Below are 24,375 nucleotides of genomic sequence, written 5' to 3'. Positions count from 1 at the left end.
TCAGCCTTGCCCCGCCCTCCCAAGCAACTCGCGCGCCTCGATCAAGTCAGCCGCATCGAAGCCTTCGGTAAACCATTCATACACGGAGGCAAGTTCGAGCAAGGCCTGCGCGTGCCCGCCATGGAGACGCGCCAACCGGACCATGCTGACGCATGTGCGCAATTCAAGAGACTTGGCGCTTTGCTTCCTGGCGATGGAAAGAGCGCGCTCGAAGCAGGTCTGCGCCTCGGCGGCATTTTCCGTGGAGAGGGCAAGAAGCAATTCTCCCCTGACGCGAAAGAGCTCAGCCTCCCACCAATACGTACCCATCTCGCTGGCGAGGCCCAGCGCCTTGGTGACCGATTCCAGTCCCTCGGCGATTTGTCCGGCACGCGAGAGCGCCTGAACCTGCAACAGCAGGAATAGCGGCTGCCAGACCTTGGCACCGGTAGCCTTGTACGCTAACAGCGCCTGCTCGATGTGGGTGAATCCGCTTTCGGTATTGCCTAGCTCGGCCTCGGCCCATCCTTGGACGATCAGGCCGTGGACGAGCCAGCTCGGGAAACCCTGCTCGGTGGCGAAATCGGTCGTCGCCTCGGCCGCTTGCAGAGCCAGCGACGCTTCGCCGCGGAATTGATGGACCCATGCCAATGAAGCCATCGCGTACGCGAGGCTGAACGGGTGCCGAGGCGTTGCCGCATGCGCCGCCCGCTGCGCTTGCGCAACGCCCGCAACCGCCTGATCCGGGTATCCCAACAGCCACAGCGCCAGCGCCCCGAAGGCAAGACAGGAGACCCTCGGATCCCGGCCCAGGCTGTCGCGCAGTGCGTGATCGTGCACGTCCTCGTAGCGCTGAACCGCCAGCTCCATATGCGACCTGCAATCGATCAGGTCGCCGACCCGAAGCAACGTGAGTCCGAGCAATTCGTGGCCGCCCACAAACAGCTCGGTTTCCAGCCTGCGCTCGGCCAAGCCCAGAAGTTGCTCGCCGATATCGCGCGCCAACCGCAGTTCACCCCGATTGATGTACAGCAACCCCAATCCTGAAAGCACCCGAACGAGGTCGGCGCTATCGGTGGTGTCCTGGCATAGTTCGCGGGCCCGCTCGTAGGCTTGGGCGACCTCCGGCACCGCAAAGCCGCGCGTCGCCATCCATGCGGACCCGAGCATCGATTGAATCTGCAACTCGCGCGAGCCGCGCCCCGCCGGATCGGCAAGTCCCGGCAGCATGGTCAGCGACGAGCTGAGATGATCGATTGCCGTGGCGTAGGCGGAGCGTTGCATCGCTTGCGATCCGGCGCGCATCAGGAAATCGACCGCCTTCGGCACGTTGTCGCTGCAAGCATAGTGATGGGCAAGCTCGCTGCAGTGATCGTCCAGGTGATCGCTGAAATGCGCTTCCATCGCTTGCGCCACACGCGAATGCAAGATGCGCCTGGTGTCAGCCAGCAGCTCGCCGTAGGCCGCCTCCCGGGTGAGTGCGTGCTTGAACACGTATTCCACATCGGGGAACACCGTTCGCTCGAAGATGAATTCGGCACTCTGCAGGCGGTCGAGCATCTCCTGGAGCTGCGTTTCGGAACTCTGCGCCACACGCTCGATGAGACGCAGCGGGGACGCATTGCCGAGCACCGCAAGCATCTGTAGAAACGCCTTGTGCTCGGGCTCCAAGCGGTCGATGCGGGCCACCAACACGCCCTGCACCGTTGCGGGCATCTCGATCGTCGCCAATGCGCGGGTGAGCACGATCTCTTCACCGCGTCGCATCAGAACACCATGATCGAACAGGGTCTGAACGTACTCCTCCATGAAGAATGGATTTCCCTGCGTCTTCTCGACAATGAGCGATTTCAGCTCGGCGAGCGCGGGAGCTATTCCGAGCAAGGCGATCAGCAACGCTTCGGCATCCTCACGCCCGAACGCTTTCAAGCGCAATTGGCTGTGCGACGTGGCAGCGTCCCAGCTGGGTTGGTACTCGGGACGATAGTTGACGAGCAGCAGGATGCGCGCACCTTCCACGGCGCGGCCGAACATCGTCAGGAAGCTCTGACTCTCGGCGTCCAGCCAGTGCAAGTCCTCCATCACCATCAAGACCGGCTGGTTGACGGCTTCGCGCAGCACCAGTCGCTGAATTGCGTCGAACGTCCGGCGGCGCCGAATCTGCGGATCCATCTTGTCGATCGGCGCGGCGGGATCCCTGACGCCCAACAGGGTCAACAAGAAGGGGATCGTGTCATCGAGGCTGCGATCGAGCCCCAGCACGCGGCCGGTCACCTTCTCCAGCTTACGGCGGTCGTCGTCGCCCGGCGCAATCTGCAGATAGCTCTTCAGCATGTCGATCAACGGCAGGTAGGGAAACGCCTTGCCGTAGGAGTCCGAACTGCATTCCAAGATCAGGCAGCCCTCTCTCGCCAGCAGCTTGAACTCGTGACACAGGCGCGACTTGCCCACGCCCGCCTCGCCGATGACCGCGATGATTTGTCCTTCGCCCGCCTTGGCCAACTGCAGCATCGCCTGCATCCGTTCGAGCTCGTGCTGGCGACCGACGAACCGTGCCAAACCGTGGCTGGCGGACACTTCGAGGCGGGTACGCAATGGGCCGACGCCGGTGACTTCGAAGAGGTTGACGTTCGCACTGACGCCTTTCAACGGGACGCTGCCCAGGCTGCGAAACTCGAAGTAGCCCTCCGTCAGGCGATGGGTGGATTCGCTGACGACCACTGCGCCGGGTGCCGCGACGTGCTCAATGCGAGCCGCCAGTCCCGTCGAGTGCCCGATCGGAACATAGTCCGCACGCTGGTCGTCGGTCGGGATCGAACGCACGACCACTTCACCGGTATGGATCCCCACCCTGATCTGCATGGCGGGCAGCCCGTATTCCCGCAGCAGCCGGGCGCCGTACCCTTTCATCTGCTCCTGCATGCTGAGCGCCGCATAGAGAGCCCGGCGGGCGTGATCCTCGCGCGCGATCGGAGCGCCGAAGAAGGCGAAGATGCCGTCACCAAGCGCCTGGGCAACATAGCCTTCGTAGCGGTACACGGCAGTCATCATCAAGCGCAGTGCCGGATCGATCACCTGCCGCGCGAGTTCCGGGTCCATGCCGTCGAGCAGCGCCATCGAGCCCTTGATGTCCGCGAACAGCGCGGTGATGATCTTGCGCTCGCCGACGTGCTGCGTGAGATGTACTGCGTGGCCCAGCCGGAACCGCTCGGCCAGATACGCGGGAACGTACGGATCCGCCGCGACAGCCTCGGCCGACACGCCAGGACGCGCAGACGGCGAAGGTTCAAACGTCGTTGCCGCAACGACCGCCGATTGCGGAGTCAGCTGCGTTCCGCACTTACGACAGAACTTGCTGGCTGCCGCATTCGCGGCATGACAGCCGCTGCAAATCAGCTCGAGCTTGGCACCGCAATCCTGACAAAAGTTGGCATCGGCCAGATTTTCACATTGGCAGAGGCGACACTGCATTCGCGGCTCCCAGTGATCTGGTGGCGCAAGAAGCCAAGAAACGACAATGCAGTACCGTCACACAGGACGATCGTAAGCGGGCAGGCCAAAGCACTCTTGCAGGACGGTTTCCGTGGAACGCAATGCACCGTCCACCCAAGCTTGTTCATCCGAATACGCTTCACCGCAAATGTAGACCTTGCCCTTGATCGGGTTCTGCAGCCGCGCTGCGATGGCCTTGTCGTCCGCGCCGATCACCCACGAGTGATCGCCGTCCCCGAACTCCGGCGAGCCCCAACGCACATAGGTCGACAACAGCGGATCCGGCAAGGCGTTGTCGCCGAAGAACTCGGCAAGCTGCCGCATCGCCTGCTCGACCACGAACGTACCGGCCGGCGTCGTGTGCTTGGGTTGCGTCAATCCATCGGTAGGCGCGAAGGGCTTGCCCGTCTTCTGCAACTCCTCCCAATATGTGGTGCGATCGAAATCGCAGTAGATCGTCATCGACGCCGGCCCTTTGTCGTCATTGGCCGCAATGGGCCAATAGCAGTAGAACTGGGCCATCGGCAGGTCGGTGAAAGAACCGCCTGCGGCAATCTTGTAGCGGTCGAACCACCACCGCTCCTTGAAGTACAGGTTGATCTTCGTGAGCGGCATGGTGGTGACGCTGCGGATGTCAGCCATGAGCTGACCGTTGTCGCGCAGCGCCGGACATTGCGAGCAAAGGAGCTCGAGCGGACGACTGGGCAGCCCGAGGACGAGTTGCGGACAAAGAAAGTGCGTCGTCCAGCCGTTGTCAGTATGGGCTCTCACGTTGAGCAGGTTCTTGTCTTTGACGTCGAAGTCGAAGGCATCGACGTGATGTCCCAGGAGAATCCTTCCTCCCATTTCCCTGATCTGCTGCGCAAGCGTGTCCGACAGCGTTTCGTAGCCGGGCCGTAGCGTTAGATAGTTGGGCAACTTGTCGAAGTCACCCATGGTCTGGAAGCCGACGCCGGCGTTGACCTTTTGGTCATAGAACGCGAGGAACCCCATCGAGTCCTCGATCATCTGCAGGCATTCCTGAGAAAGACCGAAGTCGACGAGCAATGCCCAAAAGCCCCATTTGTAAAGGGGCAAGCCGCGATAGCTGAATTCGAGGCGTACTTTCTGCCAGTCCTCGGGGGTTTGCGGATACCACTGCTTCGGATCGACACCATTCTGTGTCAGCACCGTGTCGAAAACCTCTTGAAGAATCTTGTTCGGCTGGCGCTGTTTCTCCTGGTCACGCAGGAAGTAGCGGCTGCTCCAGAGGTCGGGATTGCCCGCCATGTCGCCAAAGGTGAAGCGGCGGCCACGCAGGTAGTAGATGTTGTTGTCGTCCCCCATGTTGAACGGCATGATGTCCTTGTCGAGCGACAGCGTCTTGAGCAGCCACATCAAGTTCTTCATGCTATCGACAAAGCGCATGCCGCCTTCTTCGTTCTTGACCAAGGTGCCGTCGATGACGACGAGATCGGTATCCAACCGTCCGCCGGGGCGATCGAGCATTTCCAGGATGACGATCTTCGTCGTAGGCTTGTGCCTGAGCAACCGCCAAGCGAAGTACAGACCGGCCATGCCGGCGCCAACGACGACGATGTCTGGCTGAATTGCCTCTGCCGTATTCGATTCCGTCATCTGTGCCTCCCGGACCGGTTTGCCGTAGTGAGGTATGCGTGACGCAGATCGTACGGCCAGGGCGACTAAAACGCGGACTTTCGCACTCTTGTGGAACCAGATGTTACGAAATCGTACTTACATTCGGCCGCTACGCGATTGTTCAGCGATGGCAATGGCTCCGGCAGCAAGTACCGTCAGCGACGCCGGCCGCAGGAGCTAGGTTTCGATGAGCGCTCGATCAGCGCCGCGCCCAGCAGGATGAAGCCGGTGCGCGCCACCAGCGCGATCACGATGCCGATCAGCAGCGCCTTCTGTTGCTCCTCGCGCGGCACCTTGAAGCTGGACATGATCACCAGGAAGACGAACACGTTGTCGACCGACAGCGCCTTCTCCGTCAGGTAGCCGGCGAAATACTGGGTGCCGGGCTCGGTGCCGCCGAGCACCCACACCATGACAGCGAACAGGACGGCCGCGCCGATGTAGGCGGCCGACCGGCGGGCGGCTTCGGCGAGCATGGGCACGTGCGCCGTGCGGATGTGGAAGAAGTAGTCGAACAGCAGCAGGGCGACGATCAGGGCGATCGTCACTTCCCAGACCAGCGGGCCGCGAGTCATGTCGCACTCCTCGAGGAGCCTGAATCCGATGAAAGACACCGCGGGCTGACCATGCCCGCGGCCCGGCCGGGCCGCTACCGCTCGGCGCCGCCCGGCGCTAGTATTGCCGCATGCAACGCTTGCTCATTGCGCTGGGCGTGCTCCTCGTCGTCGCGGGCCTTGCCTGGCCCTGGCTGTCGCGGCTGCCGTGGGGGCGCCTGCCGGGGGATTTCTCGATCGAGCGTGAAAGCTTCAGCTTCCATTTTCCGCTGATGACCTCGCTGATCGTGTCGATCGTCCTGAGCCTCGTCGTCTGGTGGTGGTGGCGCAAGTAGGCTTCGATCCCTCAAGGCGGGTTCTCCTCCCTGAAGATCACCTGGCTGCGCGTGCTCTCCACGCCGGCCAGCGCCTCGCGGCGCGGTTGGCAAATCACTGCTGTATTCCCGAGGTGGCCAGATCGGCCTGGACCATGGCCATCAACGACCTTCGCGGGTGACCGTTCCCGAGAAGTCGAGTTGCTGCCTCTGACATCCTGCTCATCGCGCACTAGCGCCAGCGCCACGCGGCAGCGCCTTTCAGCTCCGCGCGCATGCGAGTGGGCGCCATGAGTCGCGAACAATTGACGATTGCTGACGCTGGACCACCTACGAATGGCCAAGGCCTGGCTCGACCGGGATGCGCGGCTAGCAGAAGCGATGCATCGCTCCAACCTGAAGAAGACAGTCGAAAACTGCGAGCAGAACTTCGTCAAGTCAGGCGTTGAGATGCCTCGAGTGCATGCCGTAGGCTAGCCATCAAACATGGTCTATGCCGCTCCACGCCGGTGCGTTGGCGCAGAGCTTGCGCAGCAACTGCTGCAACTGCTGACGCTCTTCGGTCGTCAGGCATTCCATCATTGCCTTCTCGCGTTCAACCAGCCCAGGCATGAATCGGTTGTGCATCTTGCGGCCGGACGCCGTGATGAATATGACCTGCCTGCGCTGATCGATCTCGTCAAGCTCCCGTCGGATCAACCCCTTCTTCTCCAGCGCGGTCACGGCGCGGCTGATGTTGTTCTTCAGGTGTCCGGAAAAGTCGCAGATGTCTGAAGCGGAAATGCCGTCTCTGAAGTACAGGAAGATCAAGGAAAGAATCTCCGGCCTCGTCAACCCGTACTTTGCTTCGATGGACCGGAACGACGGTTCGCGGTACGAATTGATCATGTACCCGAGCTTGTAGGCGTACGGAATCGAAACGCCTTCCAGGATGTCGCTCAGGGGTCGAGAGGTCGTCATCGTCTTGTGTTTCAAACAATGCGTAGGGAATCTGCCGGAGGTACTAGTTTCGATGCTACCAACCGCCGCTCTCGGCCGAGAACTCAGCAAAGCGGGAAAACACCGACTTTAATTGGTTCCATATGGAACTACAATGGGTCTCGGATTCTTCACGAGAACTTGCATGTCCCGGAGCCTGTGTGATGCGTCGACGTCGTCCGTGCGAACGGCCCGATCATGCTTTTTCCTGGGCACTGCTTCGCACCCCGTGTATGTGGATCATCTGCCCCCGGCATGCGTCGGCCGCCATCTCCTGCCGGTCGTGATGATTCATGGAGGGTTTCATACGGGCGTGTCGTATCTGGGCACGCCGGACGGCCGTGACGGATGGGCGCAGCTGTTCGCGGCCAGAGGGCATGCCGTGCACGTGCCCGACTGGCCGGGTCACGGGCGTTCCCCTGGCGTCGAGAATCTCGTTCGCCTAACGACGCACGACGTAGCCACTGCGCTCGCAACGGTGATCGACGCGATAGGCCCGGCCATCGTTGTGGCCCACTCTGCGGGGGGACCCATCGCGTGGTGGATCGCAGAGCACCATCCAGACAAGGTGGCGGCCATCATCGGCATCGCGCCCGGGGCGCCCGCGAACTTGCTCAATCCCTTGCCCGACGATCCCGCGGCCATCGAGACCATGCGCCATGACCGTGAGGCTGGTTGTCCCGTGTATTCGCCCTTGGATCGACCCGTGTCGGCGGATCGCACATTCATAAACGACTTCTGGGCGAGCAGCCCAAGATTCCCTCGAGATGCATTGGAAAGCTATGCGGCCTCAGTGGTGCCCGACAGCCCGATCGTCCTGAATGAGCGGTTCAACATCGGAGGCAGAGGACTTCAGCTGGCAAGCCTGTCCGTCGTAGGCCAGAGACCGATCCTGATCGTCACGGGTGAGCACGATGCACGTCATCCAAAGTCTGTCGACCAGGCGCTTGCCCGCCGTCTGAATGCCGATTTCACCTGGCTCCCCGACATCGGCCTGAATGGCAATGGGCACATGTTGATGATCGAAAGCAATAGCCACGAGGTTGCCTCGGTTCTGATCAGGTGGCTTGAAAGCAGGAATCTTTGACAGCGTCCGATGACGGCCGTCCACACAAGGAGACAACAAACATGAAGCACCTCATGACTCGCCGCGCTATTCTGGCCGGCCTGGCCACTTCCGCTGCCACGACAGCGCCCCTGAGCGCGTTGGCTCAAACCGCTGCATATCCTTCGCGGCTCATCAAGATCATCATGCCGTGGAATGCAGGAGGTGGCGGCGACGTGTTGGTTCGCGCGATGACGCCGTCGCTGGCGCAACGCCTCGGACAATCCATCATCGTGGAGAACCGGCCGGGCGCGATAGGCACGATCGGCAGTCTCGCCGCTGCTCGCAGTCCGGCCGACGGCTATTCGTTGGTGTACGGAACGGCAGATTCGCATTCGATAGCGCCGCACATCCTGAAGCCTCCGCCCTACGACTCGAAGAAGGAGTTCGTGGCCGTGGCCCCCATCGGTTTCACTCCCCTGGCGCTGATCGTCCCCGCCTCTCATGCAGCGAAGACGCTCACTCAGTTCCTGCAGATCGCCAAAGAGGCGAAGGACGCCATGACCTTCGGATCCTGGGGGCAGGGCAGTTCCGGCCAGATCATCATGGAAGCACTCAAGCAAAAGACGCGAGTCGATCTGCTGCATATCCCCTACAACGGAACAGCGCCGCTGATGCAAGCACAGCTCGCGGATCAGGTGAACTGCACGATCGTTCCAGTGCTCGTCGCCGAACAGTATCTTCGTGCTGGGCGTGTTCGCAGCCTGGCAATTACGGCACGCGAGCGCCTACATGGCTTCGCCGACATTCCAGTACTCAAGGAGTTCGGGGTGGAGATCGACATGGGCCCGTGGTTGGGGTTCCTCGCTCCGGCTGGTACTCCTGCTGACATCGTCAACAAGCTCAATGCAGCAATTTCCGCAACGATGGCGGAACCTCAGGTCGCTGAATTCATGAGCAAGATGGCGATAGTCATTGAACAAATGACCCCGGGCGCATACCAGCACTTCTACAACAGCGAGTTCGACCGTTGGGGGGCCTATATTCGTACAGCGAGAGTAACTCTGGATCGGTAGTTGACCGCCCGCGTTGGCGCAGACTACTCGAGTGTGGTGAACGGCCGGGCCCAAACTTTCCCGTCGCCCTACTCCGACGAACATAGGGAATGCAGTGCGAAAGCCGTCCTCGCCCCCAGACTGCTGAAACTCGGCCATCAGCCCAGCCAGCCCATAAACAATGAAAGCGTCCCTTGGGACGAACAGGGCCGTCTCGCCGATTCGGGTGAATCGATATTCCTTGCCCTCTGATCATCGAACTTGGGTTGATTTGCGCCCCTGGCCACCCGCAGCGAATTTTTCGCCGGGTGCAACAATGGGGCGTGGCCAAGCCCTGGCAGCACTTACGACGACCTGTTTTCGCCCTATGCGGTCGCGCCGACTCCGGCCCTCATACTCGCGCGGCCAAGAAGTCCAGAAAGCAGGCGATGCGCGCCGCCAGTTTCGTGTTGCGGTAGTACACCGCATTGATCCCCTGGCGTACGTCCGCCGTGTGCCCACCGAGGCAGGCAGGCAATGCGCGTGGAGCACGAGTATGCACACGATGGCGCCTGGGCGTACTTGGCGGCGTTGGACGTGCATCGCGCCAAGGTGTTCGGCCGCTGCGAAGCGACCACAGGCATCGCGCCCTTCGAGCGTTTGGTCGATCAGGTCATGAGCCAGCCGCCATATGTCAGCGCAAGACGCGTGTTCTGGGTCATGGACAACGGCTCCTCGCATCGTGGCCAGGCGTCAGTGCGGCGCCTCACGCAAGCCCATCCCCGATTGGTTCCGGTCCACGCACCGGTCCACGCCAGTTGGCTCAATCAGATCGAAATCTACTTCTCGATCGTGCAGCGCAAGGTGCTGACCCCGAACGACTTCCCTTGCTTGGAGGCGGTCGCTCAACGGCTGGCGAACTTCGAGCGCTACTTCGAGAGCATCGCGCGTCCATTCGAGTGGAGATTCACCCGCACCGATCTCAATGCCTTGATCGTGCGCATGCGTGATCGCCGGGCGCAGAGCCAGCCCTTGAAGCTGGCCGCTTGAAGAATACGTGTGCGAATTTCCGAAACGGACTACTAAGTGTCGCGGTCAGATCTCGCCTCTGAAGATCGCTTCCAGGTCCACCTCCTCGGTCGTCTGCTCCAGCTTCATGCTGCTCTCGATATGGTCGAGGTGCTCGCGCATCAGCCGCTCGGCGCGCGCCGGATCGCGCTTGGCGATGGCCTCGATGATCTGCGAGTGCTCGTCGGCGCGGCAGCTCGAGCTGGTCGGTGCGTCGTATAGAAAGATCATCAGGCAGGTCAATATCGACAGCTCGCGCATGCTGCGCGCCAGCGCCGTGTTGCCCGCCAGTTCGGCCGCCAGCGAATGGAATTCACCGGACAGCCGGATCACAGCGCGCTTGTCATCGCGGCGGCGGGCATCGAGCTCGAGTTCCTGGTGCTGGCGCAGGCGCGCCAGCTTCTCGGGCGTGAGTGTCTCGATCAGCCGGCGCAGCACCGCCGGCTCGATCAGCCGGCGGGCTTCGAACACATCGAGCGCTTGCTCGATCGAGGGCTTGGCAACGTAGGCGCCGCGCTGCGGATAGAGCTCGACGATCTGCTCGTGCGCGAGCCGCGCCAGCACTTCGCGAATGCGCGCCCGGCTGGCGCCGAAGATCTCGGCCAGGCGCTCCTCGCCGAGCTTGGTGCCGGGATGCAGGCGGTGCTCGAGGATGGCGACATAGATCTTTTCGTAGATTTCGTCCTGCGTGTTCTCGCGTTCGAGTCGGGCTTGCGAGGCAGGCTTGCGCGCGCTTTTGGTTGGCATGTCTGGGTTGAGCTTGGCGAGCGGATCGGACGCCAGCAGCACGCGTGCATGGCGGCAGGCGGCGGGATGGCGGTCCATTATCGCCAGCCGAACATGCGGCCCCAGCCGCTCACCTGCGCCGGATCGGCGCCGGCGGCGCGCAGTTGCCCCCATACCGTGGTGCTGACGGTGTCGAGCAACGGAATGTCGAGTTCGGCCTCCACCGCCTCGGCCAGCGGTGCCGCCCGCAGGTTGGTGCAGAAGGTGGTGATGGCCTCCGGCCGTGCCGGCGCCACCTCGCGCATCAAGGCCATCAGCCGTTGCGGCGCGACCGATGCGAAGGCGTGGTTGACGCTGATGCCGAGGTGGCGCTCGGCCACCACTTCGATGCCGATGCTGCGGTAGTTGTCGACAATTTTCTGCTGCACATCTGCGGTGTACGGCGTCACCAGCGCGAGTCGCTTCACGCCTCGCAACGCGAGCAGTTCATTCAGCGCCAGCACCGCGGTGGTGGCGACGATGCCGGTGCGCTCGCGGATGCGTTCGACCAAGCGCCGGTCGGCGTCGAAGCCCAGCCAGCCCGAGGAGGTGCCGCTCCAGCCGATCACGTCCACCTTGGCGTCGGCCAGCAGCTCGGCGGCCGCGAGGATCTTGCTGTCGTCGAACTGGCCGAGCCCCTGCGCCGACAGCGAGATCTCGGTTACCTTGAAGCGTGAGAAGTGGGCGCTGCAGCCGGGCACGGCCGCCGCCAGCGCACTGGTCAGCGGCTCCAGCGCGGTGTTGGATGAGGGCGTGAGCACGCCGAGACGAAGGGTCTGGTGCATGGGAATCCTTTCGGGCAAGCTTCGTCGCGAACCATATTGTCGACATTAGTGTAATCACCGAGATCGACAAACTGATTGTCGACGATGATGTCGACAAAATGAACACGCCCCACCCCTTCGACTTCGTGCTGCGCAACGCCCGCGTGGCAACCGCCAGCGACACCTTCGACGCAGACATCGCCGTTGTTGGCGGGCGCATCGTCCAACTCGGCACCGGGCTGGCCGGCGGTGCGCGCGAGATCGACGCAGCCGGCCGCGTCGTGACGCCCGGCGGTGTGGACGCGCACTGCCACCTCGACCAGCCGATGGCGTCGCCGCTGCGCATGGCCGACGACTTCGAAAGCGGCACCCGAAGCGCGGCTTGCGGCGGCACGACCACCGTGATCCCTTTCGCCGCACAGGAAAAGGGCCAGTCGCTGCGCACCGCCGTCGCCGACTACCACCAGCGTGCCGAGGGCCGCGCCCACGTGGACTACGCCTTTCACCTGATCGTCAGCGACCCCACGCCCAAGGTGCTGAACGAGGAACTGCCGGCGTTGATCCGAGAGGGCTACACCTCGTTCAAGATCTACATGACCTATGACGACCTGAAACTCGACGACGGCCAGATCCTCGACGTGTTGTCGGTCGCGCGCGAGCACGGCGCGATGGCGATGATCCACGCCGAGAACGCAGACTGCATCGAATGGCTGACCAGGAAGCTCGAGGCCGCCGGCCGCACCGCACCACGCTTCCATGCCCATTCGCGGCCGATGCTGGTCGAGCGTGAGGCGACGCATCGCGCGATCGCGCTGTCGCAGCTGGTCGACGTGCCGATCCTGATCGTGCACGTCTCGGGTCGCGAAGCGGTGGAGCAGATCCGCTGGGCGCGCGCCCACGGCCTGTCGGTGTTCGCCGAGACCTGCCCGCAGTACCTGTTCCTGACTGCAGCCGACCTCGGGCTGGACGACAGCTACCAGGGCGCTCGCTGCGTCTGCAGCCCGCCACCGCGCGACAAGGCGAACCAGGAGGTGATCTGGAACGGCCTGAACGACGGCTTGTTCACCGTGTTCTCTTCCGACCACGCACCCTTTCGCTACGACGCGCCGGAAGGCAAGAAGCCGGGCGGCGAGGAAGTCGCGTTCCGCCACATCCCGAACGGCATCCCCGGCCTCGAGACGCGCCTGCCGCTGCTCTACTCCGAAGGCGTGCTGGGCGGCCGCATGACGCTCAACCGCTTCGTCGAGCTGACCTCGACCAACCCCGCTAAGGCCTATGGCCTGCATCCGCGCAAGGGCACGATCGCGGTCGGCAGCGACGCCGACCTGGTGGTCTGGGAGGAGCGCGAGTTCGTGCTGCGCAACACCGACCTGCACCACAACGTCGACTACACGCCCTACGAGGGCCAGCGGCTGCGCGCCTGGCCGGCACTGACGATCGCCGGCGGCGAGCTGCTGTGGGACGGCCAGTTCCACGGCCGCGCCGGACGCGGGCGCTTTCTGGCCTGCGACGCACCTTCGCTGCTGCCGCGGCGCGCCTGACCATGAAGCTGCTCCTGATCAACCCCAACATCTCCGACAGCGTCACGGCGCTGATCGACAGCGAGGCGCGCCGCGCAGCCTCGCCCGAAACGCGCATCACGACGCTGACCGCGCCCTTCGGCGTGGCCTACATCGAGACCCGCTTCGAGGCGCTGATCGGCGCCTACGCCGCGGCGACGCTGGCGGCCGAGCACGGCGCGCTGCACGACGCCGTGGTGGTCGCCGCCTTCGGCGATCCCGGCCTGGCGGGCCTGCGCGAGGCGCTCGACATCCCGGTGCTCGGCCTCACCGAAAGCGCGCTGATGAGCGCCTGCATGCTCGGCCAGCGCTTCTCGATCATCGCGATTTCGCGCCGCATCACCGCCTGGTACCGCGAATGCGTGGCGGCGAACGGGCTGGCCGATCGGCTCGCCAGCATCCGCCACCTCGACCAGCCGCTCGCGGACATCGGCCGCGTGCAGGACAACCACGCCGCGCATCTGGCAGCGCTGTGCGAGCGAGCCGTCGACGAAGACGGCGCAGACGTCATCGTGCTGGCCGGCGCACCACTCGCGGGCCTGGCGCGCAGCCTCAAAAGCCGCCTGCCGGTGCCGGTGGTCGATGGCGTGTCGAGCGCGGTTCGCCACGCCGAGACGCTGGTGGCGCTGCAGTCCGGCACGGCCCGCCGCGGCAGCTTCGCGCCGCCGCCCCAGAAGCCGAACCGCGGGCTGCCGCCCGCCATCGAGGCGCTGCTGCGCCGCCAGTGATCCGAACTCTTCACCCACTACCCGCGGAGACCCTGAAACATGCAAAGACGTCACATCCTCCAGGCCGCCGGCGCGGCCGCCGCATCGCTGGCCGCGCCCTCCATGTTCGCCCAGGCCTTGCCGGCTACGCCGATCCGCCTGGTCGTCGGCTTTCCGCCCGGCGGTGGCGCCGATGCGCTGGCACGGGTGGTGGCGCAGAAGCTCGGCGGGCTGTGGAACCAGCAGGTCGTGGTCGAGAACAAGGCCGGTGCCTCGGGCACGCTCGCGGCCGACTACATGCTTCAGCAGCCGTCCGATGGCAGCGTGCTGCTCCTGTCCACCATCAACAGCCACGCGCTCGCGCCGGCCGTGCGCTCCAACCTGCGCTACAACGCCGAGCGCGACTTCGTGCCCGTGGTGCTGCTCGGCGTCACGCCCAACCTGCTGATCACGAGCGCGACGAACCCCGTGAAGTCGGTGAAGGAAGTCGTCGCGCAGTGCAAGGCGCAGCCCGGCAAGATCAGCTTCGGCTCCGCCGGGCCCGGCACCATCCAGCACTTCGCCATCGAGATGTTCAAGCTGCAGGCCGGCGTCGACGTGCTGCACGTGCCTTACAAGGGCAGCGGGCCGTTGCTCACCGACCTGATTGGCGGCCAGATCCAGTACACCTTCGAGACCATGACGGCCGCCACGCCGCACGTGAAGAACGGCCGCGTCGTCGCGCTCGCGCAGACGCGCGCCAAGCGCTCGAAGGCCTACCCCGGAGTGCCCACCATGCAGGAACAGGGCTTCCCCCAGTTCGAGACCATGAACTGGTACGGCATCTCCGGCCCGGCCAAGCTGCCCGCGGCGCTGGCGCGCAAGATCAACCAGGACGTCAACGCCGTGCTCGCGATGGCCGACGTGCAGGAAAAGTTCGAAGGCTTCGGGGTCGAGGACGGCGGCGGCCCGGTCGACGCCTACAGCAGCTTCACGCACAGCGAGATCGCCAAGTGGGCCAAGGTGGCGAAGGACGCCAAGGTCTCCATCGACGGCTGAGGGGGCGCCGGCCACCACCCGATGGCGCGCAACTTGCAAGAGGCACGCCATGACAGCAAGCTCGCCCCGCCGTCCCTCCAAGACCGCCAAGATCACCCGCATCGACCGCGACAGCGACAGCACCGTGCAGTCGCTCACGCGGGCAATGCAGTTGCTGGAACTGCTTGCCGACGATGACGAAGGCTACCGCCTCGTCGACATCGCCGCGCACAGCGGCCTCTCTTCCTCCACCGCGCACCGCCTGCTCACCACGCTGGAGCAGCGCCAGTTCGTCCAGTTCGACCGCGAGACCAACCTCTGGTATGTGGGCGTGCGCTGCTTCTCGGTCGGCGCCGCGTTCGCGCGGCGGCGCCGCATCGCGCCAGTCGCGCTGCCGGTGATGCGACGCCTGCGCGACAGCTCCGGCGAGAGCATCAACCTCGGCATCGCCGACCTGGGCGACATCGTGTTCGTGACCCAAGTCGAAAGCCGCGAGCAGATGCGCGCCATGGGCAAGCCGGGCTTTCGCGCGCCGCTGCACGGCACGGCGATGGGACAGGCGATCCTCGCCGCGATGGCGGAGGACGATGTGCTGCAGTACCTGCGCACCTACGGCCTGCCGAAGCTCACGGCCAACACCATCGCGCGCGCGTCGCGGCTGCACGAGACCCTCGGCGAGGTCCGACGCGCCGGCTTCGCGATCGACGACGAACAGAACGCGGTCGGCCTGCGCTGCATCGCCGCCGCGATCCGCGACGAGCATGGCCAACCCTTCGGCGCGATCTCGCTCGTCGGGCCGACGCAGCGCATCAAGAGCGCCGACTTCGCGCAGCTCGGCGCGGCCGTGCGCGCCGCGGCCGACGACATCACCGCAGCCTACGGCGGGCGCATCAGGTAGCGCGCTTCTTCCGCGGGCGCGCAGCGCCAAGTGCTTGATTCGAAAAGAGTTTTTCCGCCTCTCCCGCTCCGCGGAAAAGTCTGCAGGCGCGCCCTGCCGCGCGCTTCAATGCGTGCACGTTCTCCTTCACTGCACAGCCACGAAAACCCATGAAAACACTGCTCCCACCGGACCCCGTGAGCCGCGGGCTGACGCGCGTCTGTGACTGGACCGTCATCGCCTGCGGCTGGTGGCTCATCGCTCTATCGGTGATGACCTGCATCGAGATGCTCGGCCGCAAGGTCTTCTCGTTCAGCTTGCAGGGCATCGACGAGATCGGCTCGTATACCTACGGCATCGTCGGCGCGTTCGGCTTCGCCTACACGCTCATCACACGCAGCCACACGCGCGTCGACTTCCTGCTGTCGCGCTTCCCCGCGAAGACGCGCGCGCTGCTCAACCTGCTCGCGATGCTGAGCCTCGCTGCCCTGTCGATGCTGTGCCTCTGGCGCGGCTGGCACGTGGTCGTCGAAAGCATCGAGCTGCACAGCACCGCGGCCACGCCGCTGGCCACGCCGATGTGGATCCCGCAATCGATCTGGCTCGGCGGCTATCTGATGTTCGCGCTGGTCGCGGGCTGGGCCGCGATCGATGCGCTGCGCCTCTTCCTGGCGCGCCGCACGCAGGAGCTCAACACGCGCTTCGGCCCGCAGACGCTCGAGGAAGAGATCGAGGCCGAGACCGACATCCACGTGAAAACACCCACGGAAACCGCGTCCATCCACACGACCCCCGTCGGAGCCGCATCATGATCGGACCGCTCGAAATCCTGGCCGGCCTGGCCATCATGCTGGGGCTGATGTTCCTCGGCTTCCATGTCGCGACGACGATGCTGGTCGTCGGCCTGCTCGGGTCGCTGATCCACTTCGGCATGCCGGCGATCAACGCCGTAGGCGAGCAGCTCTGGGCCGCCGGCGAAGACTACCTGCTGCTGTCGATCCCGCTGTACATCCTGCTCGGCGAGATCCTGATGCGCGGCGGCGCCACCGACAAGATGTACCAGTCGCTCGGCCAGTGGCTCAACCGCATGCCCGGCGGCCTGCTGCACACCAACATCGGCGCCTCGGCGCTGTTCTCCGCGGTGTCGGGCTCGTCGGTCGCGACCGCGGCGACGATCTCGACCGTCGCGCTGCCGGCCTTCAAGAACCGCAAGTACGACCAGCGCATGGTGCTCGGCACCATCGCCGCTGGCGCCAGCCTGGGCAACCTGATTCCGCCCGGCGTGGCTTTCATCATCTACGGCTCGATGACCAACACCTCGGCAGCGCGGCTGTACATGGCCGGCATCCTGCCCGGCGCGATCATGACGGTGCTGTTCCTGCTCACCATCCTCGCAATCTGCGTCTGGAAGCCCTCGGTCGCCGGCACTCGCGAAGCCGGCACGGCGATGCGCGAGAAGCTGCGGCACTCGGTGCACCTGCTGGGCCCGCTGGCCGTGTTCTCGGTCGTGATGGGCGGCATCTACACCGGCTGGGCTACGGTGACCGAAAGCGCGGCGCTCGGCGTGATCGTGTGCCTCCCGATCGCGGCGGCCTACGGCAAGCTCAAGGTCGGCATGCTGCACGAGTGCTTCCGCTCGACCATGCGGCTCACCGCGATGACCGCGCTGATCCTCGTCGCGGCGCTGTACCTGAACTTCGTGCTGTCGATGCTCGGCGTGCCGCAGGCGCTCGCCAGCCTCATCAAGTCGGCCGACGTCTCGCCGATCATGCTGCTGTGGATGCTGGCGGTGATGTATCTCATCCTCGGCATCGCGCTCGAGACCATGCCGATGCTCGTCGGCACGCTGCCGGTGGTGTTCCCGATCATCCAGGCGGCCGGCATCGACCCGGTGTTCTTCGGCGTCTTCATGGTGCTGATGTGCGAGATCTCGCTGATCAGCCCGCCCATCGGCATGACGCTGTACGTGATCCAGGGCGTGCGCGGCGAAGGCTCGATCAACGACGTGTTCCAGGGCACCCTGCCCTTCTTCGCCGCCATGATCGTGATGACCGCGATCCTGATTCACACCCCCTGGATCGCCACCTACCTGCCGAACCTGATGTTCGGCAAATGACGGTCCCTCCCACGAAAGAACCCATGAAGCTCAAGCTCGCCCTCATCGCGGCCGCGCTCGCGTTCGCGCTGCCCGTCCACGCCCAGAACACCAAGCTTCGCGCCGCCGGCAGCCTGGTCTCCGGCGGCCTGATCCAGCAGAACAAGGAACAACCCTTCTTCGAGAACTTCGCGAAGAACACCGGCCTGCCCATCGACGTCGACTACAAGCCGATGGACGTGCTGGGCGTGAAGGACGCCGACGGCCTGCGCGTCGTCAAGTCGGGCTTGTTCGACATCGTGACCTTGCGGCTCGCGCAGGTGTCGCGCGACGACCCCTTCCTGCTGGGCCCCGACATCGTCGGCCTGTCGACCGACTACGACACCGCGCGCAAGGTGGTCGACGCCTACCGCGGCGCATTCGACAAGCGACTGCAGGAAAGGCACAACGCCAAGCTGCTCGGCACCTATCCCTTCGGGCCGCAGATCCTGTTCTGCAAGTCGGCGATCTCGGGTCTGGCCGACCTCAAGGGCAAGAAGGTGCGCGTGAGCGACCAGTCGCTCGCGAAGTTCATCGAAAAGCTCGACGGCATCCCGGTCGCCCTCGCCTTCAACGAGACGCAGCAGGCGCTCGAGCGCGGCGTGACCGACTGCGCCATCACCGGCCCGAGTTCGGCCAACTCGGCCGGCTGGCCCGAAGTGGCGACGCACGTGATGCCGATCGGCTTCCAGATTCACCTCGTCGCTTACGCGATCAACCTGAAGAAGTGGAACGCACTGCCGCCCGCCCAACAGACAAGGATGAGCGAGGCCTTCGCCAGGTTCGAGACCGAGGCCTGGGCCTATTCGCGGGAACTGTGGGACGACGCGTCACGTTGCAACGTCGGCCAGGAATCCTGCAAGTACGGCAAGAAGTACGCGATGAAGGAAGTGCCGGTAAAGCCCGCCGACCAGAAGCTCGTGCGCGACGCGGTCGGCGCCGTCTCATTGCCGCTGTGGGCCGAGGTTTGCGACAAGTCCTACGACAAATGCTCGGCCACCTGGAAGCAGGCGATCGGTCCGCTGGTCGGAATTCGATGAACAAGTTCTTAAAGGAGTGATGCCGTGAAACTGAAATTCGTTCTCCCCTCGCTTGCCGCCGTCCTCGCGCTGGCCCTGCCGGTACATGCCGAAAACCCCAAGCTGCGCGTGGCCGGCAACCTGGTCGCCACCGGGCTGATCCAGCAGACGAAGGAGCAGCCCTTCTTCGAGAACTTCGCGAAGAACACCGGCCTGCCCATCGACGCAGACTACAAGCCGATGGACGTGCTCGGCGTGAAGGACGCTGACGGCCTGCGCGTGCTGAAGTCGGGCCTGTTCGACATCGTCACGCTGCGCCTCGCGCAGGTGTCGCGCGACGAACCCTTCTTCCTCGGCCCTGACATCGTCGGCCTGTCGACCGACTACGAAGTCGCGCGCAAGGTGGTCGACGCCTACCGGGATGCCTTCGACAAGCGTCTGCAGGAGCGCCATGGCGGCAAGCTGCTCGGCATCTATCCCTTTGGCCCGCAGGTCGTGTTCTGCAAGGTGGCGATCACTGGCCTCGCGGACCTGAAGGGCAAGAAGGTGCGGGTCTACGACCAGTCGCTCGCCAAGTTCATCGAGAAGCTCGGCGGCATCCCGGTCACGATCCCGTTCGGCGAGACGCAGCAGGCGCTCGAACGCGGCGTGACCGACTGCGCCATCACCGGCCCGAGCTCGGCCAACTCGGCCGGCTGGCCCGAAGTCACGACGCATTTCATGCCGATCGGCTTCCAGATCGCGCTCAACGCGTATGCGATGAACCTCACGAAGTGGAACGCGCTGCCGGCCGATCAGAAGGCGAAGATCACCGAGGCGTTCAAGAGGTTCGAGACCGACGTCTGGGCCTACTCCAAGGAACTCTTCGAGGACGCGTCGCGCTGCAACGTCGGCAAGGAACCGTGCAAGACGGTCAAGAAGTTCGCGATGAAGGATGTCCCGGTCAAGCCGGGCGACCAGCAGATGATTCGCGACGCGCTGACGACGGTGTCGCTGCCGATCTGGAGCGAGCTCTGCGACAAGTCCTACGACAAGTGCTCGGCCACTTGGAAGCAGGTCGTCGGCCCGGTGGTGGGACTGAAATGAGCTCACCCGCAGGCTTGCCCGCTTCGTGTGACCGCCAACCCCCTAGCCGGGGACAACACCAGCGGCCCGGCAAAGCCGGTTCCGTGGTGTTTCCCGAACGGGCCCGGCTGCGCCGGCCGTCTTGCGTCGCGGGTGGCGTCCGGCCTGTGGATCGACTGAAATGAAATTGCTCTGGCAACTTACGGCAACGCAGCTCGCCGCCGGTTTTCGCGACGCCGCGTTCACGCCGACCCAGGCGCTCGAGGCCTGTCTGGCGCGCAGTGCCGAGGTCAACCCGCGGCTCAACGCGCTGATCGCGCTCGACGCCGAGGGCGCGACCCACGCCGCCGAGCAAAGCAGCGCGCGCTGGCGCACGGGCCGGGCGATCGGCGCGTTGGACGGCGTGCCGATCACGATCAAGGACAACCTGCAGGTGCGAGGCCTGCCCACTCACTGGGGAAGCCGCGCGCTCGCCGGCTTCGTGGCCGAACGCGACGAGCTTCCGGTGGCGAAGCTGCGCGAAGCCGGCGCCCTGATCTTCGGCAAGACCAACGTGCCCGAGTTCACGATGCAGGGCTACACGGACAACCCGGTGTTCGGCCCCACCGGCAATCCGTGGAACCCGGCCCTGACGCCCGGCGGCTCATCGGGCGGCGCGGCCGCGCTGGTCGCTGCGGGCGGATGCCCCATCGCGCTTGGCACCGACGGCGGCGGCTCGATCCGGCGACCCGCATCGCACACCAACCTGGTCGGCCTCAAGCCCTCGCGCGGCCGCGTGCCGCGCAGCGGCGGACTGCCGCCGATCTTTCTGGACTTCGAGGTCGCAGGGCCGCTCGCGCGTTGCGTGGACGACGTGGCCGCGGTGATGCAGGTGATAGGGCTCGGCCCGATGCGGCCAGTGGCACCAACGCCGGCGCGCATCCTGTACATCCCACGCTTTGGCGACCACCCGCTCGATCCGCAGATCGCGCATCTCGCCGATGCGGCGGCCCGGAATCTTTCCATGCTGGGCCATGAAGTGACGACAGCAGAGGGCTTCGATCTGGCAGAGGCGGTCAACCAGCGCTGGCCGCTGCTGGCGCAGGTGGGGCTGGCGTGGCTGGTCGAGCATCCGCAGGCGCTGTCGCCGACGCGTCCGTTCGATCCGGCCTTGTTCGCCCCCGCGATGCAGGCCAACGCCCAAGCCGGGCGCAGCGCGTCGGCCATCGCGCTGTTCGACCTGCTGCTCGAAGCCGAGCGGTTGCGCACCGAACTGGCCATCCTGTTCGAGCGCTACGGCTTCCTCTTGACGCCGGCGGCGGCGGCGCTTCCCTGGCCGGCCGGCGAAACGCATCCACCCCGAATCGATGGCCGCGAGGTCGGCGCGCGCGGTCACGCCGTCTTTGCTGGCTTCGCCAATGCGGTCGGCCTGCCGGCGATCGCGCTGCCCTGCGGCTTCGCCCAAGGCTTGCCGGTCGGCCTGCAGCTGGTCGCGCGCGAAGGCGACGACGACGCGTTGCTCGCGCTGGCCCGCGCGTTCGAGCGAGCTCATCCGTGGCAGCGCTTTCCCGAGCTCTGACGCCGGTGGCCGCCACGGTCACGCCGGACACCGCAGCGCGCGCCCTGTACATCGCGCGTCGCGACGGCCGGCGCGTGCCCTCGGCGCTGGTGCAGCCTGCGGACCGCCACGAGGCCTATGCGATCCAGGACGCGACGCTGGCCGCTCTCGGCACCGTCGGCGGCTGGAAGGTCGGCGCGCGTGCGCCGGGACTGGAGCCGACCTGTGCGCCATTGCCGGCCGAAGGGCTGCGGTCCGACGGTGCGCTGCTGAAAGGCCCGGCTTGGCGGCTGCGCGGCATCGAAGTCGAAGTCGGCTTCCAACTCGGCGTCGACCTGCCGTCCCGCGCGGCGCCCTATACCCTGGACGAGCTGGCGTTCGCCATCGAATCGGTGCTGCCGGTGATCGAAGTCGTGGAGACCCGCCTCGCCGACTGGCTCGGCGCCGGCTCCGATGCGCAATTGGCAGACCTGCTGAGCCACGGCGCACTGGTGCTGGGGCGACGCCAGCCCTTCGAGCCGGCGTGGTTCGATCTGGCGAAGGTCGAGGCCGTGCTTCGTTTCGGCGAGCAGATCGTGGCCCATACGGTGGGCGAGCACCCGAGCCCCGATGCCGGCACGCTGCTCGAATGGCTGGCCAACCATTGCTCGGCGCGCGGCGTCGGGCTCAAGGCAGGTCAGGTCATCACCAGCGGCTCGTGCACCGGCATGCTGTTCGCGTCCCAAGGCACTGCCGTGCGCGTCGAGATCGCGGGTCTCGCGCCGTTGAGCGTGTCGTTCTGACCCCAGTCAAAAGGAATGGAAGTGCCCCTTTCGAAAATCGATGCCGTGGCCGACGCGCTGATTCATGCGCGTCGCACCAGGAACCTGGCGGATGCCGCGCCGCTGGCCGATGCGCTGACCGACACAGCCGATGCCTACGCAGTGCAGCAGCGCGTGGCGCGCGAACTCGGCGGGTTCGAAGCTGCAGCGCCGCAGTACTGGAAATCGGGCGGCCCGTCCCGCGGCGCGGTACTCACCCATGCGCGGCTGCCGCCGGCCGGCGTATGGACCAGTCCGGCGCAGAGCGGCACCTGGCCGTTTCACATGCGCGGCATCGAGGCCGAGGTTGCGCTGCGGCTCGCGCGCGATGTCGATGCCACGCTCGCCGAAACGCTGGACGCAGGCAGCGCGAGCGCACTGGTCGATGCGATGACCGTCTCGATCGAGCTCGTCGACTCGCGCTGGCGCGAAGCACTGGGCGCGCCGGCACTGTTCAAGCTGGCCGACCTGCAGTCGCATGGCGCGCTGGTGCTCGGCCCCTGGATACCGTTCGCGGCGCGTGACTGGCGCGCGCAGACGTGCCGCGTGCAGATCGGCGCACAACCGGCGGTCGAACGCCGCGGCACCCACTCGCTCGGCGACCCCGCCTTCCTGCTGACGGCGTGGCTGCGTCACGCCACGCAGGACGGCCGCAGCCTGCCGGCGGGCACCGTCGTGACCACCGGCACCTGGGTGGGGATTCTTCACGCGGCCGCGGGCGATCTCGTCACGGCCGAGTTTCCGGGCATCGGACGCGCGTCCGTGCAGTTGTAGTTCCATCGACTCGCCACAGAAAAGGAGACCCATGATCGCTCTCGACAACCATCCCAGCGGCCGCCACTTCCTGCAGATCCCCGGCCCGAGCCCGGTACCCGACCGCATCCTGCGCGCCATCAGCCTGCCGACCATCGATCATCGCGGCCCCGAGTTCGCGACGCTCGGCAAGAAGGTGATCGCCGGCCTGCAGCAGCTGTTCCGGACGCAGCATCCGGTGGTCATCTACCCCGCGTCGGGCACCGGCGCCTGGGAGGCGGCGCTCGTCAACGTGATGAGCCCCGGCGATGCGGTCCTGATGTACGAGACGGGCCACTTCGCGACGCTGTGGCAGCGGATGGCGCAGCGCCTCGGCCTGGAGCCCGAGTTCATCGGTCTGCCCGGCGTCGACGACACCGGCTTGCCGCGCAGCTGGCGCCACGGCGTGCAGCCCGACCTGATCGAGGCGCGCCTGCGCAAGGACACCGAGAAGAAGATCAAGGCCGTGTGCGTGGTGCACAACGAGACCTCCACCGGCGTCACCTCCGACATCGCCGCGGTGCGCCGCGCCATCGATGCGGCCGGGCATCCCGCGCTGCTGATGGTCGACACCATCTCGGGCCTCGCGAGCGCCAATTTCCGTCACGACGAATGGGGCGTCGACGTGACCGTCAGCGGCTCGCAGAAGGGCCTGATGCTGCCGCCCGGCATCAGCTTCAACGCCCTGTCGCCCAAGGCCATCGAGGTCAGCAGGACGGCGCGCCTGCCCAAGGCCTTCTGGGCCTGGGACGAGATCGTCGAGATGAACCAGGGCGGCTACTGGCCCTACACGCCGAGCACGAACCTGCTCTACGGCCTCAGCGAGGCGCTCGACATGGTGCTCGGACAGGGACTGCCGGTGGTGTTCGCGCGCCACCAGCGCTGGGGCGAAGGCGTGCGCGCCGCGGTCCGTGCGTGGGGCCTGCCGACGCAATGTGCGGACGAGCGCGTCCACTCGCCTGTGCTCACCGGCGTCATCACGCCGCAAGGCGTGGATGCCGATTCGCTGCGCCGGCTGATCCACGAACGCTTCGATCTCTCGCTTGGCGCGGGACTCGGCAAGCTCAAGGGTCGCATGTTCCGCATCGGCCACCTGGGCGACTGCAACGACCTGACGCTGATGGCCGCGCTGACGGGGGTTGAGATGGGCCTGAAGCTGGCAGGCGTGCCACTGGCCGGCAGCGGCGTCGCGGCGGCCATGGACTTCTTCGCAGCGACACCGCAGCCCAAAGTCTAG

Annotated in this window: 22 protein-coding genes and 2 pseudogenes; 17 read left to right on the top strand and 7 right to left on the bottom strand. The window is 65.4% G+C overall.

Annotation, left to right across the window (positions count from 1 at the left end; all coding sequences use genetic code 11):
- The 3 genes from BLS74_RS30105 to BLS74_RS30095 all read right to left on the bottom strand — a co-directional run bounded on the left by BLS74_RS30105 (position 1) and on the right by BLS74_RS30095 (position 5,684).
- Positions 1–3,450: an adenylate/guanylate cyclase domain-containing protein gene (locus BLS74_RS30105; RefSeq protein WP_093111093.1), complete on the bottom strand. Its 3,450-nt coding sequence runs from the start codon at positions 3,448–3,450 to the stop codon at positions 1–3.
- Between the two features lie 57 nt (positions 3,451–3,507).
- Positions 3,508–5,088 (bottom strand): flavin monoamine oxidase family protein, encoded by a 1,581-nt coding sequence (locus tag BLS74_RS30100; protein ID WP_093111092.1) that lies wholly within the window; start codon positions 5,086–5,088, stop codon positions 3,508–3,510.
- 176 nt (positions 5,089–5,264) lie between these two features.
- Complete coding sequence (locus tag BLS74_RS30095) at positions 5,265–5,684, bottom strand: TerC family protein (protein ID WP_093111090.1); 420 nt, start codon at positions 5,682–5,684, stop codon at positions 5,265–5,267.
- Between the two features lie 110 nt (positions 5,685–5,794).
- Between BLS74_RS30095 and BLS74_RS30090 the strand changes: the two genes are divergently transcribed.
- On the top strand, positions 5,795–5,998 hold the full coding sequence (locus BLS74_RS30090) for a DUF2905 domain-containing protein (protein WP_093111088.1): 204 nt from the start codon (positions 5,795–5,797) through the stop codon (positions 5,996–5,998).
- 315 nt (positions 5,999–6,313) lie between these two features.
- Positions 6,314–6,454 carry a hypothetical protein gene (locus BLS74_RS34685; RefSeq protein WP_170855776.1) on the top strand — a complete coding sequence of 47 codons (141 nt, stop codon included), beginning with the start codon at positions 6,314–6,316 and terminating at the stop codon, positions 6,452–6,454.
- 3 nt (positions 6,455–6,457) lie between these two features.
- Here BLS74_RS34685 and BLS74_RS30085 read toward each other — a convergent pair whose 3' ends face one another.
- On the bottom strand, positions 6,458–6,937 hold the full coding sequence (locus BLS74_RS30085; protein ID WP_093111086.1) for a MarR family winged helix-turn-helix transcriptional regulator: 480 nt from the start codon (positions 6,935–6,937) through the stop codon (positions 6,458–6,460).
- Between the two features lie 247 nt (positions 6,938–7,184).
- Between BLS74_RS30085 and BLS74_RS30080 the strand changes: the two genes are divergently transcribed.
- Both BLS74_RS30080 and BLS74_RS30075 read left to right on the top strand, forming a co-directional pair.
- Complete coding sequence (locus BLS74_RS30080; RefSeq protein WP_244504084.1) at positions 7,185–8,042, top strand: alpha/beta fold hydrolase; 858 nt, start codon at positions 7,185–7,187, stop codon at positions 8,040–8,042.
- Between the two features lie 41 nt (positions 8,043–8,083).
- The gene (locus BLS74_RS30075) at positions 8,084–9,076 is read left to right on the top strand and encodes a Bug family tripartite tricarboxylate transporter substrate binding protein (protein ID WP_093111084.1); all 993 of its coding nucleotides are present in this window, start codon (positions 8,084–8,086) and stop codon (positions 9,074–9,076) included.
- Between the two features lie 370 nt (positions 9,077–9,446).
- Here BLS74_RS30075 and BLS74_RS35380 read toward each other — a convergent pair.
- Positions 9,447–9,548, bottom strand: a pseudogene (locus tag BLS74_RS35380) (LysR family transcriptional regulator); the annotation flags it as partial.
- A 17-nt stretch (positions 9,549–9,565) separates the two neighbouring features.
- Between BLS74_RS35380 and BLS74_RS30070 the strand changes: the two are divergent.
- Positions 9,566–10,084, top strand: a pseudogene (locus tag BLS74_RS30070) (transposase); the annotation flags it as partial.
- 45 nt (positions 10,085–10,129) lie between these two features.
- On the opposite strand, the gene BLS74_RS30065 reads toward BLS74_RS30070, so the two are convergent.
- Together BLS74_RS30065 and BLS74_RS30060 are read right to left on the bottom strand one after the other, a co-directional pair.
- On the bottom strand, positions 10,130–10,849 hold the full coding sequence (locus BLS74_RS30065) for a GntR family transcriptional regulator (protein ID WP_093111153.1): 720 nt from the start codon (positions 10,847–10,849) through the stop codon (positions 10,130–10,132).
- 77 nt (positions 10,850–10,926) lie between these two features.
- Positions 10,927–11,652 carry a maleate cis-trans isomerase family protein gene (locus BLS74_RS30060; protein ID WP_093111080.1) on the bottom strand — a complete coding sequence of 242 codons (726 nt, stop codon included), beginning with the start codon at positions 11,650–11,652 and terminating at the stop codon, positions 10,927–10,929.
- Positions 11,653–11,750: 98 nt separating this feature from the next.
- On the opposite strand from BLS74_RS30060, the gene hydA reads away from it, so the two are divergent.
- From hydA to BLS74_RS30000, 12 genes are all read left to right on the top strand, one after another.
- Positions 11,751–13,172, top strand: coding sequence for a dihydropyrimidinase (gene hydA / locus BLS74_RS30055; RefSeq protein WP_093111078.1), 1,422 nt, complete (start codon positions 11,751–11,753; stop codon positions 13,170–13,172).
- Between the two features lie 2 nt (positions 13,173–13,174).
- Entirely contained in the window at positions 13,175–13,918 is a 744-nt protein-coding gene (locus BLS74_RS30050; protein WP_093111076.1) for an aspartate/glutamate racemase family protein, read from the top strand.
- Positions 13,919–13,957: 39 nt separating this feature from the next.
- Entirely contained in the window at positions 13,958–14,935 is a 978-nt protein-coding gene (locus BLS74_RS30045; protein ID WP_093111074.1) for a Bug family tripartite tricarboxylate transporter substrate binding protein, read from the top strand.
- 49 nt (positions 14,936–14,984) lie between these two features.
- Positions 14,985–15,812, top strand: coding sequence for an IclR family transcriptional regulator (locus BLS74_RS30040; protein WP_093111072.1), 828 nt, complete (start codon positions 14,985–14,987; stop codon positions 15,810–15,812).
- Between the two features lie 149 nt (positions 15,813–15,961).
- Positions 15,962–16,603: a TRAP transporter small permease subunit gene (locus tag BLS74_RS30035; protein WP_093111070.1), complete on the top strand. Its 642-nt coding sequence runs from the start codon at positions 15,962–15,964 to the stop codon at positions 16,601–16,603.
- Positions 16,600–17,907, top strand: coding sequence for a TRAP transporter large permease (locus BLS74_RS30030; RefSeq protein ID WP_093111068.1), 1,308 nt, complete (start codon positions 16,600–16,602; stop codon positions 17,905–17,907). Before BLS74_RS30035 ends, BLS74_RS30030 begins: the two co-directional genes overlap by 4 nt.
- Before the next feature lie 23 nt (positions 17,908–17,930).
- A complete protein-coding gene (locus BLS74_RS30025) occupies positions 17,931–18,965 on the top strand; it encodes a TRAP transporter substrate-binding protein (RefSeq protein WP_093111066.1) in 1,035 nt (344 codons plus the stop codon).
- 24 nt (positions 18,966–18,989) lie between these two features.
- Complete coding sequence (locus BLS74_RS30020; RefSeq protein ID WP_093111064.1) at positions 18,990–20,030, top strand: TRAP transporter substrate-binding protein; 1,041 nt, start codon at positions 18,990–18,992, stop codon at positions 20,028–20,030.
- Between the two features lie 160 nt (positions 20,031–20,190).
- Positions 20,191–21,567, top strand: a complete 1,377-nt coding sequence (locus tag BLS74_RS30015) for an amidase (RefSeq protein ID WP_093111062.1) — start codon at positions 20,191–20,193, stop codon at positions 21,565–21,567.
- Entirely contained in the window at positions 21,543–22,328 is a 786-nt protein-coding gene (locus tag BLS74_RS30010) for a 2-keto-4-pentenoate hydratase (RefSeq protein WP_244504083.1), read from the top strand. Before BLS74_RS30015 ends, BLS74_RS30010 begins: the two co-directional genes overlap by 25 nt.
- Before the next feature lie 21 nt (positions 22,329–22,349).
- The gene (locus tag BLS74_RS30005; RefSeq protein ID WP_170855775.1) at positions 22,350–23,120 is read left to right on the top strand and encodes a fumarylacetoacetate hydrolase family protein; all 771 of its coding nucleotides are present in this window, start codon (positions 22,350–22,352) and stop codon (positions 23,118–23,120) included.
- 31 nt (positions 23,121–23,151) lie between these two features.
- Positions 23,152–24,375: a pyridoxal-phosphate-dependent aminotransferase family protein gene (locus BLS74_RS30000; protein ID WP_093111058.1), complete on the top strand. Its 1,224-nt coding sequence runs from the start codon at positions 23,152–23,154 to the stop codon at positions 24,373–24,375.

The sequence above is a fragment of the Variovorax sp. CF079 genome (genome assembly GCF_900101545.1).
Taxonomy (GTDB): Bacteria; Pseudomonadota; Gammaproteobacteria; order Burkholderiales; family Burkholderiaceae_C; genus Variovorax.
This window is presented reverse-complemented; position numbering and strand designations above follow the sequence as displayed.